Below are 17388 nucleotides of genomic sequence, written 5' to 3'. Positions count from 1 at the left end.
TACAACACGACGACAGAACACCCACGGGACCGAGGTTCGCGAGCTTTTGTATCCGTGGCATCCCTGGTCCGGGCGGTTTGTTCACGTCCATGAGGCGCTGTCCAAAGGGACGCATATTTTCCGCTGCAGCCTTTCTGGTTCTTCTTCTGATCGACTTCTTGAAGTCCCAGCATGGATGTTCGACCGCTCCGTGAGCGGATATTGGCGCAGCCCGCCGGTTCCTTACGTCGATCTCTCAAGCCTGCATGCTTTGGCAAAGTTACTGGAAGACGCCGATGCCTCATCGCAATCTGCGGTAATGGGCGCAGCATTGGCCTCTCACGAAACGAGTCGGAGAGATGTCCATGCCTTGCCAGTCCATGACATACCAGTTCGATCTGTTTTCGGTTCCACAGCGGGGAAAGAAGGCAGGGACGCCGCAATGGCTGGAGTTGCCAGAGGAGACCCGCCAAGCGCTGACGGTGCTCATCGTGCGGCTGTTCGTCGATCACGCAAACTGCGGGCGTGCCTCCCAGCAGAAGGATGCCGGTCATGATGCATGAGAAGATCGGGCCGCATCATCTGGAGCGGAAGGCCATCCTCTATGTTCGGCAGTCCTCGGCTCACCAGGTCCTCCACAATCGCGAAAGTAGCGCCCTCCAGTACGCCATGCGCGACCGGCTGGCCGCGCTTGGATGGTCACATATAGAGACGGTGGATGACGACCTTGGTCGTTCGGCCGCCGGCGGCGTGACCCGCGCTGGATTTGACCGGATGGTGGCGGAAGTCTGCCTTGGAAAGGTCGGCGCCGTGGCGGCACGTGAGGTATCGCGCTTCGCCCGGAACAGCCGGGACTGGCAACAACTCATCGAGATGTGCCGTGTTGTTGATACGGTCCTGGTCGACCAGGAAGCGGTTTATGCGCCCCGCCAGGGCAACGACCGCCTGCTCTTGGGTTTGAAGGGCAGCCTCAACGAGTATGAACTCGATCTCTTGCGTCAGCGTTCCCTTTCCGCCCGCTATGAGAAGGCTCGCCGCGGTGAACTCGTCGTTACTGTTCCGGTCGGCTTCGTAAAGGCCGGTGACAGGATCGAGAAGGATCCCGACCGACGCATCCAGGAAGCCATTGCACTCGTCTTCAACAAGGTTGCCGAACTCGGCAGTGCGCGGCAGGCTCTACTATGGTTCCTCGAGCAGGGGCTGGACCTGCCGGTCAGGTACGCCAATGGTGACGTCATCTGGCGAAGGCCAAATTATGCCACCATCCACCGGATGATTGCGAACCCGATCTACGGCGGAGCGTACGCTTATGGTAAGAGTCGCTCCGTGCCCCGATACGATGGCCGATCTGGAATTCGCCGCAAGACGCGTGATGAATGGTTGGCGCTGATCCCGGATGCACACGAAGGTTACGTCAGTTGGGAACGGGCGGAGGAGATCCGCAAGATGGTCAGCGATAATATGCCGGCTAGCCGCCATCACGGAGCGCCGAAACATGGTGACGCTCTGCTTGCCGGCCTTTTCCGTTGCAAGAGGTGCGGTCGGAAGCTGACGGTCCGGTACACCGGAGCCAAGCATAACATTCCGCGCTATTCCTGCTGGCGTGGTCTACTCGACAATGGCGAGCCCCGCTGCATTGCTTTCGGCGGTCTGCGGGTCGATGACGCGATCGAAGAGGCGCTGCTAGGGGTGGTGGAACCGGGAGCCATTGCCGCCGCCATCGAGGCGGAACGGAATATGGCCAGCCAACGCGACCGGGTTCAGGATGCCCTGCTGCGCGACCTCGAGGCAGCGCGCTATGTCGCCGACCGGGCCTTCCGGCAATACGACGCGGCCGATCCGGAGAATAGGCTGGTGACGTCGGAGCTCGAAGCACGCTGGAACAAAGCGCTCGCTCGTGTCGGCGAGATTGAGGCCAAGATTGCCAAACATCGGACAGTTGCGCCGCAGCCATTCCCCATGTCCGCTTCCCAGGTAACCGCACTTGCGGGGAATCTTCGCATCGTCTGGACGGCGCCGACAACCGATGCAAGGCTGAAGAAGCGCATCGTGCGCACGCTCATCAATGAAGTGGTCGCCGATCTCGATGATGGAACCTCTGAGATCGTCCTCGTCATTCATTGGGTTGGTGGCGTCCATACCGAGCTGCGCCTGCCTAAACGGCGCCGCGGGCAAAGAAACGCGACGCCTGACGACATCGTCGACGCTGTGCGACAGCTCGTCCTTATTGCCAATGACGATGTGATTGCCGGTGTCCTCAATCGCAATGGACTGACGACCGGCAATGGCAATCGTTGGACACGGGAGCGGGTCACTGCGCTGAGGTCATATCGCAAGATTCCGGTCTTCCGTCCCCAGATCGACGGTGTCGAGCCGTGGCTTAATCTGAGCGGTGCGGCGAAGTTACTCGGGATAACACCAAAGACGCTGCGTCTGGCGGCCGAGGCCGGCGAGATTGAGGGGGCTCATCCGCTACCCGATGGCCCATGGATCTTCAGCCGTTCAAGAATCGCGACTCCACAAGCACGTCAGATCCTCAATCGTGCCCGGCAAAACCCTCGACACCCCACAGGATCGTCTCCAGATCAGGAAAGCTTATTCTCTTCAACAACATAGAAAGATGGGCGTTATGAAACAGGATTGTAGTCTTCGATCCATCCGTCAATCTTCCGGAGAGCTGTTTCGGCGTCCGGAATAGGTGAGATGCGTATGTAGTCCCGCTTCAGGGTTTTGACGAAAGCCTCCGACATGCCGTTGGACTGAGGGCTGGCAACGGGCGTGAAGCACGGGACCAGGTTGAGGGCTTGGGCAAACAGCCTGGTCTCCCTCGCGGTGTAGGCACTGCCGTTATCAGACAGATGTTCAATGACATGCGGGGCGCTGGTTGCGCCGAAGCGTTTCTCGACGGCCTCCAACATCATGTCTCGGATGTCGGAGCCGGATATCCCGGCATTGGCGACGGCTGCCCATGAGATGATCTCCCGGTCGAAGGCGTCGATGATGAAGGCGAGACGAATGACCTCGCCATTCCAGCAGGTGAACTCCAGGCCGTCCGAGCACCAGCGCAGGTTGGAGCGCATGACCATGACCTTGCCATCGTGGAGGCGGCCCTTGCGAACGGCCGTATGCTTCTCCAGCAGCATGGCGTGGTTGCCCATGATGCGATGGACCCGTTTGGCGTTGACGACAGGCTTATCGGCGGCTCGCCTTTCGCGATTGAGGAGCGCGGCGATCCGCCGATAGCCATAGGTTGGCCTTTGATCCACTAGCCTGCGAATGGCGGGCAGAAGCTCTGCATCCTCGACCTTGTGGTATGGCCCACGCGGCTTTGATTTGCCTTTCAGTCGCTCGATGAGGTTGGAACGAGAGACGCCCAGCGTATCTGCCACGGCCTTCATCGGGAACCGTCCTTCGGCAACAAGATCGGCCGCGATATCCGTTTTTTTGACTGGGCTTTGGACAGGGGGCTTCACGGAGAATCTCGTTCTCCAACGTCTTGCGCCCGAGGATGCGCTCAAGCTCGCGCACGCGATCTTCCAGCTTCTTCACCTCGGAATTGCCGACCACCGGCTCGTCAGAATCCACGGCTGCAGCACCTCCCTCGCTCAAGAGCCTGCGCCACCGATAAAGCAGATTGGGCGCGACGCCATGGCGGCGAGCGGTGGACGATACCGTCTCGCCTGGTTCGAAACTCTGCTCAATGATTGTCAGCTTTTGCTCAGTTGTCCACCGTCTGCGGCGAACATCACCCGTCAGCAATTCAATGTGTCGATAGTCGTTAGACATAAGCCTATCCCCAAGCCTGTGCTTGAGCCTTCCTGCTTATGCTGAGTGTCCGGTCAAAAGTGGGGGCAGTTCAATACCGAAGGATGCGGAGCGCGATGATCTGTGCAACGCTGTTAGATATAGCCCTACTCCAAGCACAAGTACAATCCGATTGCTTATGGATTGAAGCCTTATGTTGGTCCTGATGTCGAGCGCACCTATTGCGACGAACATGCAAAGTTCGCTCAGGCGGATATTTCGAGCATTCCGCAGCTGCTGAGGCGAGGACTCCATCTTGGCCTGCAGTCGGAGCGAGCCGCGGGAGATGTTCCAGCGATGCTCTGGACAATCGATGACACTGGTTGGATTTACGAACTGCGCATAACAAATGAGGCCCAGGCGGAGTATTATGGATACCCGATCCTGCAGAATGATGCTTTCGCTCGACAAATCCTCGCTCGTTCGCGAACGGTTGCTTTCGCGCCAGGAGGATTTACAATAACAGACGATGAGAATTTTAGGGCCGCTATCGAGGCCGCAGAGGCTTTTTATCGATGACCGACAGTCGTTTCTTCGAACTATCCGCCAACTGGTCTGCAGCCGGTAGCGAAGTTGCAGAGATTTCGCTTCGGTTGGGCGACCGGGTATTGTCCCGTATCGCTGATACGGAAAAAAACCATTCGGGACTATTTCAGAGCTTCTGCCACCGGACTGGCCTTGTGGTTCGTTGATAATTGGTGGCGCCTGCGGTGGGAGACTATCAATGGCCCTCATTCTGTGTCAGCGGACTGGCGCCTGCGGCACGAGTTGAACTCTGCGATGGGCGGAGCACTATGGCCGCCGGTTATGATCTACAGTTCGGCGGATCCGATCGTTTTTGCACCAAGCCTTGGGAAGCGCTCGGCAGGCGGCCCACAACAATATGTCAACATCAATGGTGTCGGGATGGTCATGGCTGACGAATATGAGAAGGAGCTCGACGCCTTTCTCCAGCTCGTCATCGAGCACTGTGCGAGCGCAGTAGATGGCAAAGCGCTTGAGGCACTTTTGGGTCAGGTCTTAGCCGAACGGAGAGACCCGGAACTGGCGGGGTGGAGAAGGCTTGAAGCCTGTCTCGGATATGATGCCGACGAAGCGCCTGACGATGTCGTCACCGGACTGATCGATTTCGAGGGGTTGGCCGGTGAAGAGGGCGTGGAAGAGGCAGCTCGCGCCAGGCCTGGTGCAGAATCCGCAACGATACTTGGGCAGGCGATCGAAGCAACGCGGCTGTCGGATGCGACAGTCGACCTCAGTCTCGCAACCAAGATCGAGAAGGATCCAGAACTTCCCCCGGCGGCGGCCCCATGGCGATTTGCGGAGAGCGCGGCGGCAAACTTGCGCGCGATGATCGGCGCGCGACCTGGGCAACTGCGGAGCGGTAGTCTTGCTGATATCCTTGGAGCGCGTTGGGGCGACTTGAAGAAAGCGACGGCGACTGCACGTCAACTTCCCTATGGCTTGCGGATGTCTGACGATTCTGACCGGACCCGTCTGTCGCTTAAGACTTTGCGTCCGAAGGACCGTCGTTACGAGCTAGCAAGGATCTTTGGCGATGCCGTCTGGAAATCTGGGGCTGAGTTCGGCGTTGTCAGCCGTTCGAACACCGATAGACAAAAATTCCAGCGGGCCTTTGCGCGAAGCCTTTTATGCCCGTTCGATGACCTGCGACATGAGCTCGACGTCAACAATCCCACGCCAGAAAGCATCGAAGCTGCCGCAGAGACGTTTTTCGTTCACGAGTCGGTAGTAAGGAACCAGCTCGTTTACAAAGGGTTTTTGCCCTTTGAAAATGCGACCGAGGAAGCTGAGGCAGCCTGAAATAAGCGGTATGATCGCCTTGCATGGGCGAAACTTCCTATTTTGGAAGCGGTCAGGAGGGTATATTCCACGCCTGGAGCCTGCGATGTCACGCAGGCCGCGTTGCGCGACAGATCCCATTTCTGACCAGTCTTGAACATGAAGAGCTCGATGAACATACCCAGTCGTATCCACTCGCTTCAACCGCTCCCATCTGTCGTCGCCGATTCTTTGTCTTGATGGGAATCGAACCGCCGACAACCACCAAGCTCCATCAAATACATCGCCGTTCCTTCATTGCTTGCGACGACACCCCGGCAATCGGCGAGAACAGATACTCCAATATCAGCCGGCTTCCGGTCTTGACCTCGACCGATACCGCCATTCCGGCGACAGTGGTACCGTAGTGCCACCAACATCGATCCTGTTGACGTCAGGCACAACGGTGATCGGAAAGACGAGGTTCTGGACCCGCTGAGCGTTGCGGATCGGGATCGTGCTTTGCAGCTCCTTGTCCGGCTTGTTTTCGAGCTGTTGCGCATCTGGCGCGGGGATCGCGTCCGTCGCAACACGCGTGACCTTCCCTTCGATCACGCCATAGCGCGTGAAACGGGAAGGTCTGAACCTTTTCGGAAGCCGGCCAGAAAGTACGGACGATGGGTGGGTGGATGTGTTTCAGCGATGACGGGCGCGGCGCCAGCTGCCCAAGAAGATTCCGACAGCTAAGCCTTCCGTCTATGTCCCCGATTGGGCGGTGCCTTCCGGACTGGAACTGAGGCCGGATACTGGTCCGTTAGTATAAACGAAAATTCAACCAAGATTGTAGAAGATGAAAAAGTATCTGTCGCACTCATCGGGGACATTGCGTGAACAAGCTGTACTTCGGGGACAATCTCGATTGGCTGGAGAAGATGGTGGCAAACTCCGTGGATCTGGTTTACTTAGATCCGCCATTCAACTCCAAAGCGTCGTACAACATCCTTTACAAATCACCTGTCGGGGCTGATGCGCAGCGGATGGCCTTCGAAGACACTTGGCGCTGGGAAGACGGGGCGGAAGCTGCGATGGAATCGGTGCGCCGATCCGATGTCTCAATCTTCCGAATGTTGCAAGCTCTCCAAGGTTTTCTGGGTCAGAGCGATCTTATGGCTTACCTCGCCATGATGACTGTTCGCCTGATACATTTGAAGCGTGTCTTGAGGCCAACAGGCAGCATATTCCTTCACTGCGATCCCACGGCCAGCCACTATCTGAAAACCGTCATGGACTCGATATTTGGCGCCTCGAACTTTCGGAACGAAATTATCTGGCTCAGGTCTCAAAATCCGAAGGGATCACAACACGCAAGCAAAAAGTTCAGCCCGAGCACTGATACTATTCTTTATTATGCGAAGTCAGATGCGGCGCCCTTTTACGAAGACGCGATACGTGTACCTTTGTCGCAGGCCGAACTCCTGGAAAAATATGATAGATCGGACGAATTGGGCCCCTATGCAGACGGCCCAATTCTTCGATCGGCGAGCATGGGTGTTCGCCCAAATCTCGTCTACGAGTATAAGGGCTTCACACCTCCACCATACGGATGGCGCGTAGAGTTGGAGAAACTCCGTGAGATTGACGCGGAGGGCAATCTGTCGTGGAGCAGATCAGGCGCGCCGCGCCGTAAACTTCGGCCGATTGATGATCGGGGAAACCCTATCGGCAGCTTTTGGGGCGACATACCTCCTCTCAACTCGCAGGCTGAGGAGCGCATCGGTTACCCCACGCAGAAAACCCCTCGCTCTGCTAGAGCGTGTCATCTTATCTTCAACGGCGCCAGGCGACGTCGTGCTGGACCCCTTCTGTGGCTGCGGGACGGCACTGCATGCTGCGGAGCGGCTGGGAAGAGCATGGGTTGGAATTGATATTACCTATCTAGCGATTCAGGTAATTCAGGATAGAATGAAGACTTGGCTTCCCCTCGCCACCTATTCAATTGAGGGAATTCCAAAGGACGAATACGGAGCGCGTCAGCTTGCGGCCACTGAGCCGTATACATTTCAGGAATGGGCAGTCGGACGAATTGGTGGTCAGGCTAAGGGTCGTGGACCTGACAAGGGCATTGATGGTGAAATCGCCTTTGTGACCGGCCCGGGTAAATATGGTCACGCGATAGTTTCTGTAAAAGGCGGAAAACACATCGGCCCAGACGCTGTTCGGGTATTGAAAAGCGTTGTCCAACGGGAAGCCGCCGACATGGGTGTCCTTATCTGCCTAAACGACCCTACTCAAGACATGCGTACCGAAGCAGCAACAGGCGGGAGAATATCACTCCCGGGCGGAGAACGAGCGCGAATTCAAATCATAACCGTGAAGGATTTGATCGCGGGACCAAACCTTGGTATTCTGACCGAGCTGAATACGGTAAGAGCCGCTCAGGAGGCGCGCGTATTGCAGCGAAAGCGCCCCCCCGGCAAAACCTACGCCAGCGGAAATACGGGAATCCCCATCTCTTCGCCTTCCAATTTCAGGTGGAAAGTTAACCAAGTCCCAAGCCTCATTGTCGCTTGACGAACCACTCCTAACACCGCCGCAGGAGCATGTTCCAAATCGCGCCAAACGCCGCGGCGCCTAGAACCTCCCTGCCCCCGGCTACAACGGTCGCGGCATCCCTGGTGGCCTCTATTCTGCGCAACACGTCGCATCCAAAAGCTCAACGGGCTCGCTTCATGATCATCGTCTTACCCATGCCGAAACCAGCTCACCGAACGTTCGGTGGATATCGATTCCGATTATCCGACGCATGTGCAGCTCCTGTCAGATCGAGTGACGGGAGCGGCGGGCGACACGACAACTACGGATCCGCGCTCTCGGCGCAACCGGGCGAGTCGCAGAGGCGGCCAGCTACTAACACGAGCTCCCAGCTCATCCAATGCATCGGCCTGCCCGCACCTTCGTGCTCCCGGTGCCTCTGTCCCGGATGGTCGCACCATACGCTACGATGTTCAGAACCGCAGCCGGATGTTGGCACCGAGATCTTATACCGGTTACCAATCCTATCGAACGTCTCAACGGCGAAATCAAGCGTCGCACCGATGTCGTCGGCATCTTCCCCAACGACGATGCCATCGTCAGACTCGTCGGCGCGCTTCTGCTCGAACAGAATGACGAATGGGCCGTTCAGCGTTCTCGCTACATGACCCTTAAGACCATCGCACAAATGAGCGATGATCCCATCGTCAGCTTGCCCGCTGCGGCCCGCTGACCATGGTCCGGCTCTCCCGGAAAGCACGGCGATCACCAAGCCGAGCTACACCTCTCCAAAAGACGCGATCGGGCTGATTTGGTGGCCATGCCGATACAATCAGCATGTCTGACGCAGAGCAGGGTGCTCGATGGGCCGAGAGCGTTCAGGCGCGAGCTGCAACCAGGGAGGCGAGGGGTGCGCATTGGTATGGAGCGAGTTTCAGGCCGCTCGAGAACCCGCAGCAGTTCTGCCTTGCGGCGTCTCAGTCGAAACAGCAGTTTGTCGGGCGATGTCACGTTGTTCGCTTAATCCCCGACGAGACGTTTGCCGATGAATTTACGCAGTTGCGCCGGTCACGACTTTCCAATGCGCCATTGCGCGGAGGCGATGAATGTGGGTGGCCAGGGCTGAGCGTTTCTGATGTGGCGGCACGAAGAGATTTCTGACTGCTGGGAAGACCGAGATGTAACGTTGCAAGCCGCCGACGGAACGGAAGCCCTGCATCATCCGCTCTCGTTTTCGAAGCGGCACGTGAGAATTCTCCGCGCGATTGTTCAGGCCCTTGTGTGATCGATGTTCGACGCCGGGCATTACATCCCGCCTTGCTGCTCCGTATGAGCGCAGTTTGTCGCTGACGATGCGCTTCGGCGACAGGCCCTGCTTCTTCAGCAGCCTGACCAGCAAATCGCTTGGCTGCCTTGGTATCGCGGCGGCCCTGGACGATCTCGTCGAGAACGTAGCCGTCCTGGTCAACGGCACGCCAAAGCCAATGTTTCCGGCCGCCGATGGAAATCGCCACCTCGTCCAAATACCAGATATCTTTCCGCGACGGCTTCTTTCTGCGCAACTGCTTGGCATAAGCCGCCCCGAATTTACGGCCCCATCGCCGGATCGTTTCGTAAGATACGACAATGCCTCGCTCCAACAGCATTTCCTCAACCAACCGCAGGCTCAACGGAAACCGGAAATACAGCCACACCGCATGGGCGATGATCTGCGGCGGAAAGCGGTGGTTCTTGTAACTGATCGTCGTCGAGCTCATCCTCGCCCCTCCGCCAACCGTTAAGCTGCAGACAACGTGACATCGCCGGCGACGGCATTGCTCCTCGTCTCGCAACGTAGCGACCATGTCGTCCACTGTTCGAATATTGGAAAGCTCGCAAACATCGTTTCGGACATCATGATCTCCATCGGAACTGATCGAAAAATCTCATGGAAAACGCTCATTTACAAGGACTTCACTGTCTTTGGTTGATAAAGGCCGCGCAGGATTTTGAACTGCTCTTGTTCTGCTCCCTGTTCAGCGACACCGTCGACGGAGCCAAGACAAGCGCAGTTATCTATAGCCTGATGCTGACCTGCCGCGCCTCTCGCGTCGAGCATTAGCCTGCTTGCGTCAGTGTTCTCAGGCCACCATTAAAATCGTTACAATCGAGGTCGTTACGAGAGACGTAAGTTACGGCGAGCGATCCATAGAATGGATCCGTCCTATCAAAACAAAAAATTTTGGAAGATAAGTCCGGCCTGCTATGCTTAACGAGTTCGATCATTGAAGGAGACAGCACCATGAGCAGAACTACGACTACCGACGCGCAGCTTCACCACAGCAGCACGCATGCAGCATTCGCTCAGACGGCCTTGGATTCGATAGAGTACCATGGGCCCCCGGTAGTAGATAGTAATGATAGCCACTTCATTAAGGGCACGCCAGTGGGGGAGCACATCTATGGCCGGGGCGGTGACGATATCATTTGGGGTAACGGCGGAGCAGACACTTTTCACTTCCAACCAGGTGATGGTCACGACGTGATCGTAGATTTCGATTCCAACGATAAGATTGATCTCACTGCGTGTGGTACATTTGAATTGTTCTCCGATGTCCTCGCAGTGACCAAAGTGGAAGGGTCGGGTCTCGTAATTGCGACCGAGGGAGGAGCAAGCATCCGGCTTCTTAATACCGATATGAGCGCATTGCGGGCGGACCAGTTCCTGCTGTACGGGCCTGAAGCGGCAACCGACTTTACTCACTCCACGCTGCACCACGCCGACTGGCATATTTGAGCAGCAGGGCCGATTTGAATGGACACGGATGCTGGTCGCCTCGTCGCGCGGGGCGGCCTTGTGATTCAGCGATCGACTCTTCAATTCTTAGGGCAAGCCTAGCTTAGGCGGAATAACAGCCCGTTCGCATTGCGAGGTGTTTATCTTCGTGCATGATTTTGAAGCAACCCCAAAAAACAGGAACATCGATCCCGTCCAGGCGCTGCGCGATTGCCGATACGCCTTCATAGGGGTCGGCATCACCAGCGCGCTCGTCAACATACTTTATCTTACCGGCCCCTTCTTCATGCTCGAAGTCTATGACCGGGTGCTGCCGAGCCGAAGCATTCCTTCGCTCATCGCCCTCTGTCTTCTCGCACTGCTGCTCTACGGCTTCCAGGGCGCATTCGAGCTCATCCGCGGCCGGATGCTCGTGCGTATCGCCGGCGCGCTCGATGAGAGCCTCAGCGGACGGATCTATCGTGCGCTGGTCAAGGCCCCGCTAAAGCTCAATATGTCAGGCGACGGCCTCCTGGCATTGCGCGATTTCGACCAAGTACGGTCCTTCCTTTCGGGCAGCGGACCGGCTGCGCTCTTCGACCTGCCCTGGCTTCCGGTCTATTTCGCCATCTGTTTCCTGTTTCACCCGGTCATTTGGGTGGTCGCCGTCGTCGGCGGGGCGATCCTGACACTTCTCACTTATCTCACCAATCGCGGCACCCAGGCACCCGCCAGGAAGGCGGCCGAAGCCGGCGGATTCCGGAACGGATTTGCCCGAGCTTCCCAGCGAAATGCAGAGGTCGTTCAGGCAATGGGCATGTCGGGGCGCTTGACGGAGCGTTGGGAGCGCCGCAACGCCGAATATCGTGAGGAGAACCGTCGTACCTCTGACATCGTTAACGATTACCGGGCGATGTCGAAGGTGTTCCGTATGGCGCTGCAATCGGGCGTGCTCGCAGCCGGTGCCGCGCTGGTGATCGAGGGACAAGCCTCGCCCGGCATCATCATCGCCGGCTCGATCCTGACTGCCCGCGCACTTGCCCCGGTCGAACTCGCGATCGGCAATTGGCGCGGCCTCGTCTCGGCGCGCCAAAGCTGGCAGCGCCTCAAGGAACTGCTGAAAGCTCTGCCCGAGACGGAAATGCCCCTCGCCCTGCCGAGCCCGAACGAGAGGCTCAGCGTCAAGGGCGTGGCAAGCGGTCCGCCGGCGGGACAGAGCCTTGTCATCGCAAACGTGACCTTCACCGTTCGCGCGGGCAGCGCCCTTGGCGTCATCGGCCCGAGCGCATCGGGAAAATCGTCACTGGCGCGCGCCATCATCGGCGTCTGGCCCGCTTATCGCGGCTCCGTCCGGCTCGACGGCGCGGCGCTGGACCAGTGGGACAGCGATGCTCTTGGCAAGCATATCGGCTACCTCCCTCAGGATGTCGAGCTTTTCGCCGGGACCGTGGCCCAGAACATCGCTCGCTTTGCCCCGGACGCTACCTCCGAGGCGATCGTCGCCGCCGCCAAGGAGGCCCGGGTCAACGATCTGATCCTGCGTCTGCCGAACGGTTACGATACCGAGATCGGCGAGGGCGGCATGGCGCTTTCCACCGGGCAGCGCCAGCGCGTGGCGCTTGCTCGGGCGCTTTACGGAGATCCCTTCCTGGTCGTCCTCGATGAACCAAACTCCAACCTCGATGCGGAAGGCGAACATGCGCTCAGCGAAGCGATCATGAATGTGCGCACGCGCGGCGGCATCGTCGTCGTCATCGCCCATCGACCGAGCGCGCTTGCGAGCGTCGACTTCGTGCTTATGATGCAGGAGGGTCGCATGCAGGCCTTCGGCCCGAAGGACGAAGTTCTGGGCAGGTACTGCGACAGCAGCAGCGCGGCGCCGCTGAAGATCGTTGAAAGCCAGGAGGCCAAGCAATGAGCGGCAGCATTCAACATAGATCGAGCGCGCGCCGTTCGCTTTCCCGCCACATGATCGGCGTTTCCGCGCTGGCCCTTGCGCTCGTCGTCGGCGTCGGCGGCTGGGCGACGACCACGGAATTGTCGAGCGCGGTTGTCGCCGGGGGCGTGGTCGCAGTCGAAGATAACGTCAAGAAGATCCAGCATCTGACCGGCGGCATCGTCGGCGAGCTCCTCGTCAGGGAAGGCGATCGTGTCAAGGCTGGGCAGGTTCTGATCCGTCTCAACGGCACCACTGTGCGTTCGAACCTGGCCATTGTCGAAAGCACTCTGGCGCAGCTCTATGCCCGCCGCGCCCGGCTCCAGGCCGAGCGAATCGGAGCACCCTTCTTCTCGATCGACGAAGATCTCGACCAATTTATCTCCGGCTCCGCGGCGGTGAAGCTGATCGAAGGAGAGCAGAAGCTTTTCACAAGCCGCAACGCGGCGCTCGCCGGCATGAAAAGCCAGCTCGCATCGAGAAAGGCGCAGCTCGCGGACGAGATCGAAGGCCTGACGGTGCAGGTGAAGGCGATTGAGGACGCGCTCAAGCTCTTCGACGAGGAGCTGACCAGCGTCGATTCCCTCTATGGCAGGGGGCTCGTGCCGATGCAGCGGGTAACGACGCTGAAGCGGCAGCGCGCGGAACTCGAAGGTGAACGAGGCCAGAATGTTGCCGCCCGTGCCCAGGCGCGCGGCAAGTCCAGCGAGATCGACCTGCAGATCCTGCAGCTCGACGAGGACCGGCGCACTGATATTTCTAAGGACCTGACTGAGGTCGAAGCGAAGATCGCGGAATATGAGGAACGCCGCACCGCCGCGACCGACGAGTTGCGCCGGCTTGACATCACTGCGCCGCTTCCCGGTCGCGTCTACCAGCTCGCGGTTCACACGGTGAACGGCGTCATCAATCCCGGCGAGACGCTGATGCTCGTCGTGCCGGAGGCAGAGAACCTCACCATCGAGGCGAGGGTGGCGACCCATGACATCGACCAGATCCGCGTTGGCCAGCCAGTGGAAATTCGCTTCAGCGCCTTCAACCAGCGCACGACGCCCGAGGTCGAAGCTGAGGTCATGACGGTGGCTCCCGATCTCGTGACGGACGAGCGCACCGGCGCCAGCTATTATCCGCTACGCATCCGCCCGAAGCCGGAAAGCCTCGCCAAGCTCAAGGGCCTCTCGCTCTATCCCGGCATGCCTGCAGAGGTCTTCATCAAGATCGCCGACCGCACCGTCATTTCTTACCTGACCAAGCCGCTCACCGACCAGATGCGGCACGCGTTCCGGGAAGATTGAAGCACGCAGCGGGCTGGAACCGTACTCAGATGGTCCGCTTTGAGTGTCATTGGCTATTCCTAGATGAAGAAAGGCTACGGCCTGGAGGTTGGTCGGTCAGTTCTTGAAAGCTGGCGTTCTGACGGAGGAGCAATTCCTGCGCACGGACGACGGAACGCCCCAAGGCGGGGCTCCGTGGGCATTTCTGCAATAATACCCGCTAAGGGAAGTCGAAGTTGTTTGGATTGAAGCGGTTAGCGCGGATCGGCCTGAAGCGTTCGAGGGGTCGGTCAATTTCGTTCCAGAGATAATCGCCGGTGGGTGCGATATGAGCCCAGGGAAGCGGTGCGACCTGGGAGAGCAGCTCGGCGGGAATATCGATGCCCTGGGTGCGGACATAATCGACAGCGCGGCTGAGATAAACGGTATTCCACAGAATAATGGCGTTGACGACGAGGTTGAGACCTGAGGCCCGATAGGCCATGGTTTCCGCCACGCGGTTGCGCAGCTCGCCGAGCTGGTGAAGGAAGACCGCCCGGGCAAGGGCGTGACGGCTCTCACCCTTGTTGAGGATGGCATGCGATCGGCGTCGGAGTTTGGTATCGAGCAACTAGTCGCGGATGAAGATCGAGCGTTCAATCCGGCCCATTTCACGCAGCGCCTGATTGAGCCGGTTTTGCCGGGGTGATGCGGCAAGCTTCCTGAGGATGACGGACGGCGGCACCAGGCCCGCGCCGATCGAGGCCTTTAGCCGCAAGACCTCATCCCAATGCTGCTCGATGACATTCATGTTGACGGGGCGATGTCACGGTGTTCGCTTAATCCCCGACGGGCAAGCATCTGCTTTACGGCCTCGGTTGCCTCTCGGACATAACCACTCCATAGGAGATGTCGAAGCCTTGGCACATGCACCGCAACGTCTCGAAGATAGACGTTCAGATCCTGGAGATACTTGATGCCCTCCCAGGCCTGTTCAATGTGCCGCAGCCGCATCGATAGATGAGTCAAGGATATGTGTAACGGGCTGGCGTGTTGCGCTGACAATGATGCTTTGCAAGCCAACTTCTCCGTCGCTGAAGACCATGACATCTCGGCCGGGCAGCCATCCTTGTGCGCGCATCGCCGCGCGAACGATGTCGTGTTTGCCGGTGGCGATGTTCGGCGCACCGGCAAAGTGACGCGATGCTCGGCCTTGCGAAATAATGCGTCCCATCGCGATCTCGAAATGCCGGCTTTGATAGCCGGGAACCGCTCGAATCTAGGCGCCATCGATGAAAACGGAAACGGGAGACTTGCCGGAACGACTGAGACGATAGGGGCTCGCGACGTCCCGCTTTTCGATCTGATCGGCAACCTTGGTCAGCCGGTTGCTTAGGGTCCGGGGATTATGGACTCTTGCCGTCGGCAAAAAGATATCAAGTACACGAGCTGCTTCTCGAAAAGACAAAATCCGTTCGTCGCGGCGGCAAAAGGATCTGGCGGGGTAAATGCAAATCCGACCCGGACAGCATCATAACATTGCTCCATAAGCATGCACCCGATGCCAGGCGGGTCGTCTTTGAGACTGGCCCCCTTTCGATATGGGTTTATCATGCGCTGATAGATGCGGGGGTTCCGGCGATTTGCATCGAGGCCCGGCATGCCAAGGCGGCGCTCGACATGGCCGCGAATAAAACAGATGCGAACGACGCCGATGGCCTTGCGCATCTTGCTGAGGTTGGCTTCTACCGCGAGGTCCGGGTCAAAGGGTACGACAGCATGCTCACCCGGACGCTTGTGGCGGCACGAACGAGGTTGGTGACGATCTGCACGGAGCTGTCAAATCAGATCCGAGGCTTCATGCAGACGTTTGGCTTGGTTGTTCCAAGTGGCAAGGGTGCCACCTTCGGAAACAACGTTCGGATGCTCCTCGATGGCCACCAGTCTCTTTCGCAGATCATTCTCCCACTCCTGAAGGCCTGGTATGGCATGCGCGAACAAGCGGCCGAACTCAGCAAGCAGTTGATAGCGATCGCGCGGGTGAGCCAATCGTGCCGGCTACTCATGTCGGTTCCCGGTGTTGGTGTTGTCACTGCAACTTCGTTCATGACCGCCATTGAAGATCCGGAGAACTTCAAGAAGTCACGGTCCGTAGGAGCCTGGCTGGGGCTAACGACACGCCGCTATCAATCAGGCGAGGTCGACTATGACGGTCATATCTCGCGCCGCGGTGACGCCCATTTGCGCGGTCTCTTGTTCGAAGCTGCAACTGTTATTCTCACGCGCAGCAGTGCCGATAGCGGCCCGCGCTCTTGGGGGTTAAAGCTAAGGGAAAGATTGGGATTCAAACGTGCCGCGGTCGCCGTTGCGCGCAGATTGTCTGTCACTATGCACGCGATGCTAAAGACTGGTCAGCTTTTTGATCGGGAAGTTGGAATGGATGCCGCCGCCGGATAAGTGTCTCGAACGCCTTCCAAGCTAATCCGACTACTTTTGCTACGGCGTCGACTCATAAACTCTGGCACCATATTCTTGTTGCGACGAGCTTTACAGCGGCGAGGTAGTTTTCCGGGCGCTTGTCATATCGGGTTGCGATGCCTCGGAACTGCTTGATCCTGTTGAAGAACCGTTCCACGAGATTACGTTGCCGATAGACCCAGCGCGAAAATACGAAAGAGCCCTTGCGATTACTCTTCGGCGGGATGTTGGCCCAGGCCTTTCTCTCGGCGGCCTTTGCCCGTATGGCATTCGTGTCATAACCCTTGTCGGCCAGCAGGATGTCCCCCTCGCCAAGCTCATCCGTCAGCGCGTCGGCTTCGGCACAATCGGCGATCTGTCCACCAGTCAGACGCAGATTGACCGGGCGACCTTCGGCATCGACGAGCGCATGGATTTTGCTCGTAAGGCCGCCGCGGGAACGTCCCATGCCACCATCGTCTCCATCCCTTTTTTTCCCGTGGCCGCGTGCTGGTGAACGCGGACACAGGTCGAGTCGATCATGACGATGTCGCCATCGTAGGCCTTGGACACCGCTTCAAGAAGCCGATCCCATACCCCGGCTTTGCGCCAGCGGACGAAGCGGTTGTAACAGGTCGTCGGCGGGCCATAGCGTTCCGGAACTTCCGCCCAAGGCGAGCCCGTTCGAAACCGCCAGAGGATGCCATTCAGTACCCGCCGATCATCAACGCGGGCAACGCCGCGTGGCTTGTTGGGTAACAACGGCGATATAATCGACCATTCGTGGTCAGTCAGTTCGTAGCGACGACGTGTCATCAAATGCTTCCCTATTTCGAAGCCTTGAATCACGCCGGTCGATAAATGCCAAGAAATTTTATGAGTTTACGCTGTAG

11 protein-coding genes and 5 pseudogenes are annotated in these 17388 nt (G+C 58.3%); 10 read left to right on the top strand and 6 right to left on the bottom strand.

Going from position 1 to position 17388, the window contains the following annotated elements:
* Positions 1 to 344 precede the first annotated feature (344 nt).
* A complete protein-coding gene (locus AS026_RS01620; RefSeq protein ID WP_028749735.1) occupies positions 345 to 542 on the top strand; it encodes a hypothetical protein in 198 nt (65 codons plus the stop codon).
* The gene (locus AS026_RS01615) at positions 532 to 2595 is read left to right on the top strand and encodes a recombinase family protein (RefSeq protein WP_062368484.1); all 2064 of its coding nucleotides are present in this window, start codon (positions 532 to 534) and stop codon (positions 2593 to 2595) included. The genes AS026_RS01620 and AS026_RS01615 overlap by 11 nt, the downstream gene beginning before the upstream one ends.
* A gap of 11 nt (positions 2596 to 2606) precedes the next feature.
* Here the strand turns inward: AS026_RS01615 and AS026_RS01610 are convergent.
* Positions 2607 to 3765, bottom strand: a protein-coding gene (locus tag AS026_RS01610; protein ID WP_100248109.1) for an IS3 family transposase whose coding sequence is annotated in 2 segments (ribosomal slippage) — positions 2607 to 3443 and positions 3445 to 3765 — 1158 coding nt in all. Because the reading frame shifts where the segments join, the coding sequence is not laid out codon by codon here.
* 798 nt (positions 3766 to 4563) lie between these two features.
* On the opposite strand from AS026_RS01610, the gene AS026_RS01600 reads away from it, so the two are divergent.
* Positions 4564 to 5604 carry a hypothetical protein gene (locus tag AS026_RS01600; protein ID WP_245307289.1) on the top strand — a complete coding sequence of 347 codons (1041 nt, stop codon included), beginning with the start codon at positions 4564 to 4566 and terminating at the stop codon, positions 5602 to 5604.
* Between the two features lie 324 nt (positions 5605 to 5928).
* On the opposite strand, the gene AS026_RS01595 is transcribed toward AS026_RS01600, so the two are convergent.
* Positions 5929 to 6177, bottom strand: a complete 249-nt coding sequence (locus AS026_RS01595; RefSeq protein ID WP_007539268.1) for a hypothetical protein — start codon at positions 6175 to 6177, stop codon at positions 5929 to 5931.
* Positions 6178 to 6449: 272 nt separating this feature from the next.
* Between AS026_RS01595 and AS026_RS43920 the strand changes: the two genes are divergently transcribed.
* From AS026_RS43920 to AS026_RS38985, 3 genes and pseudogenes are all read left to right on the top strand, one after another.
* Positions 6450 to 7487, top strand: a complete 1038-nt coding sequence (locus AS026_RS43920) for a DNA methyltransferase (protein ID WP_051321211.1) — start codon at positions 6450 to 6452, stop codon at positions 7485 to 7487.
* Positions 7411 to 8133, top strand: coding sequence for a restriction endonuclease (locus AS026_RS41840; RefSeq protein WP_412770351.1), 723 nt, complete (start codon positions 7411 to 7413; stop codon positions 8131 to 8133). The genes AS026_RS43920 and AS026_RS41840 overlap by 77 nt, the downstream gene beginning before the upstream one ends.
* Before the next feature lie 475 nt (positions 8134 to 8608).
* A pseudogene (locus tag AS026_RS38985) lies at positions 8609 to 8827 on the top strand (transposase); the annotation flags it as partial.
* A gap of 318 nt (positions 8828 to 9145) precedes the next feature.
* Here the strand turns inward: AS026_RS38985 and AS026_RS01575 are convergent.
* A pseudogene (locus AS026_RS01575) lies at positions 9146 to 9894 on the bottom strand (IS6 family transposase).
* A 481-nt stretch (positions 9895 to 10375) separates the two neighbouring features.
* Between AS026_RS01575 and AS026_RS01570 the strand changes: the two are divergent.
* The 3 genes from AS026_RS01570 to AS026_RS01560 all read left to right on the top strand — a co-directional run bounded on the left by AS026_RS01570 (position 10376) and on the right by AS026_RS01560 (position 14080).
* Positions 10376 to 10870, top strand: coding sequence for a calcium-binding protein (locus tag AS026_RS01570; protein WP_007539270.1), 495 nt, complete (start codon positions 10376 to 10378; stop codon positions 10868 to 10870).
* Positions 10871 to 11018: 148 nt separating this feature from the next.
* Positions 11019 to 12767 (top strand): type I secretion system permease/ATPase, encoded by a 1749-nt coding sequence (locus tag AS026_RS01565; protein ID WP_028749509.1) that lies wholly within the window; start codon positions 11019 to 11021, stop codon positions 12765 to 12767.
* Entirely contained in the window at positions 12764 to 14080 is a 1317-nt protein-coding gene (locus AS026_RS01560; protein ID WP_007539274.1) for an HlyD family type I secretion periplasmic adaptor subunit, read from the top strand. Before AS026_RS01565 ends, AS026_RS01560 begins: the two co-directional genes overlap by 4 nt.
* Before the next feature lie 199 nt (positions 14081 to 14279).
* Here the strand turns inward: AS026_RS01560 and AS026_RS01555 are convergent.
* Together AS026_RS01555 and AS026_RS38980 are read right to left on the bottom strand one after the other, a co-directional pair.
* Positions 14280 to 14849 (bottom strand): annotated as a pseudogene (locus tag AS026_RS01555) (Tn3 family transposase).
* 20 nt (positions 14850 to 14869) lie between these two features.
* A pseudogene (locus AS026_RS38980) lies at positions 14870 to 15506 on the bottom strand (hypothetical protein); the annotation flags it as partial.
* Between AS026_RS38980 and AS026_RS01540 the strand changes: the two are divergent.
* Positions 15455 to 16495, top strand: a complete 1041-nt coding sequence (locus AS026_RS01540) for an IS110 family RNA-guided transposase (protein ID WP_007539281.1) — start codon at positions 15455 to 15457, stop codon at positions 16493 to 16495. The pseudogene AS026_RS38980 and the gene AS026_RS01540 overlap by 52 nt on opposite strands.
* 52 nt (positions 16496 to 16547) lie before the next feature.
* Here AS026_RS01540 and AS026_RS38975 read toward each other — a convergent pair.
* Positions 16548 to 17311, bottom strand: a pseudogene (locus AS026_RS38975) (IS5 family transposase).
* Positions 17312 to 17388: the final 77 nt, after the last annotated feature.

This window comes from Rhizobium altiplani (assembly GCF_001542405.1).
GTDB lineage: Bacteria > Pseudomonadota > Alphaproteobacteria > Rhizobiales > Rhizobiaceae > Rhizobium > Rhizobium altiplani.
Note: the sequence above shows the minus strand (reverse complement) of the source record. Positions and strands in the feature narration are given on the sequence as shown.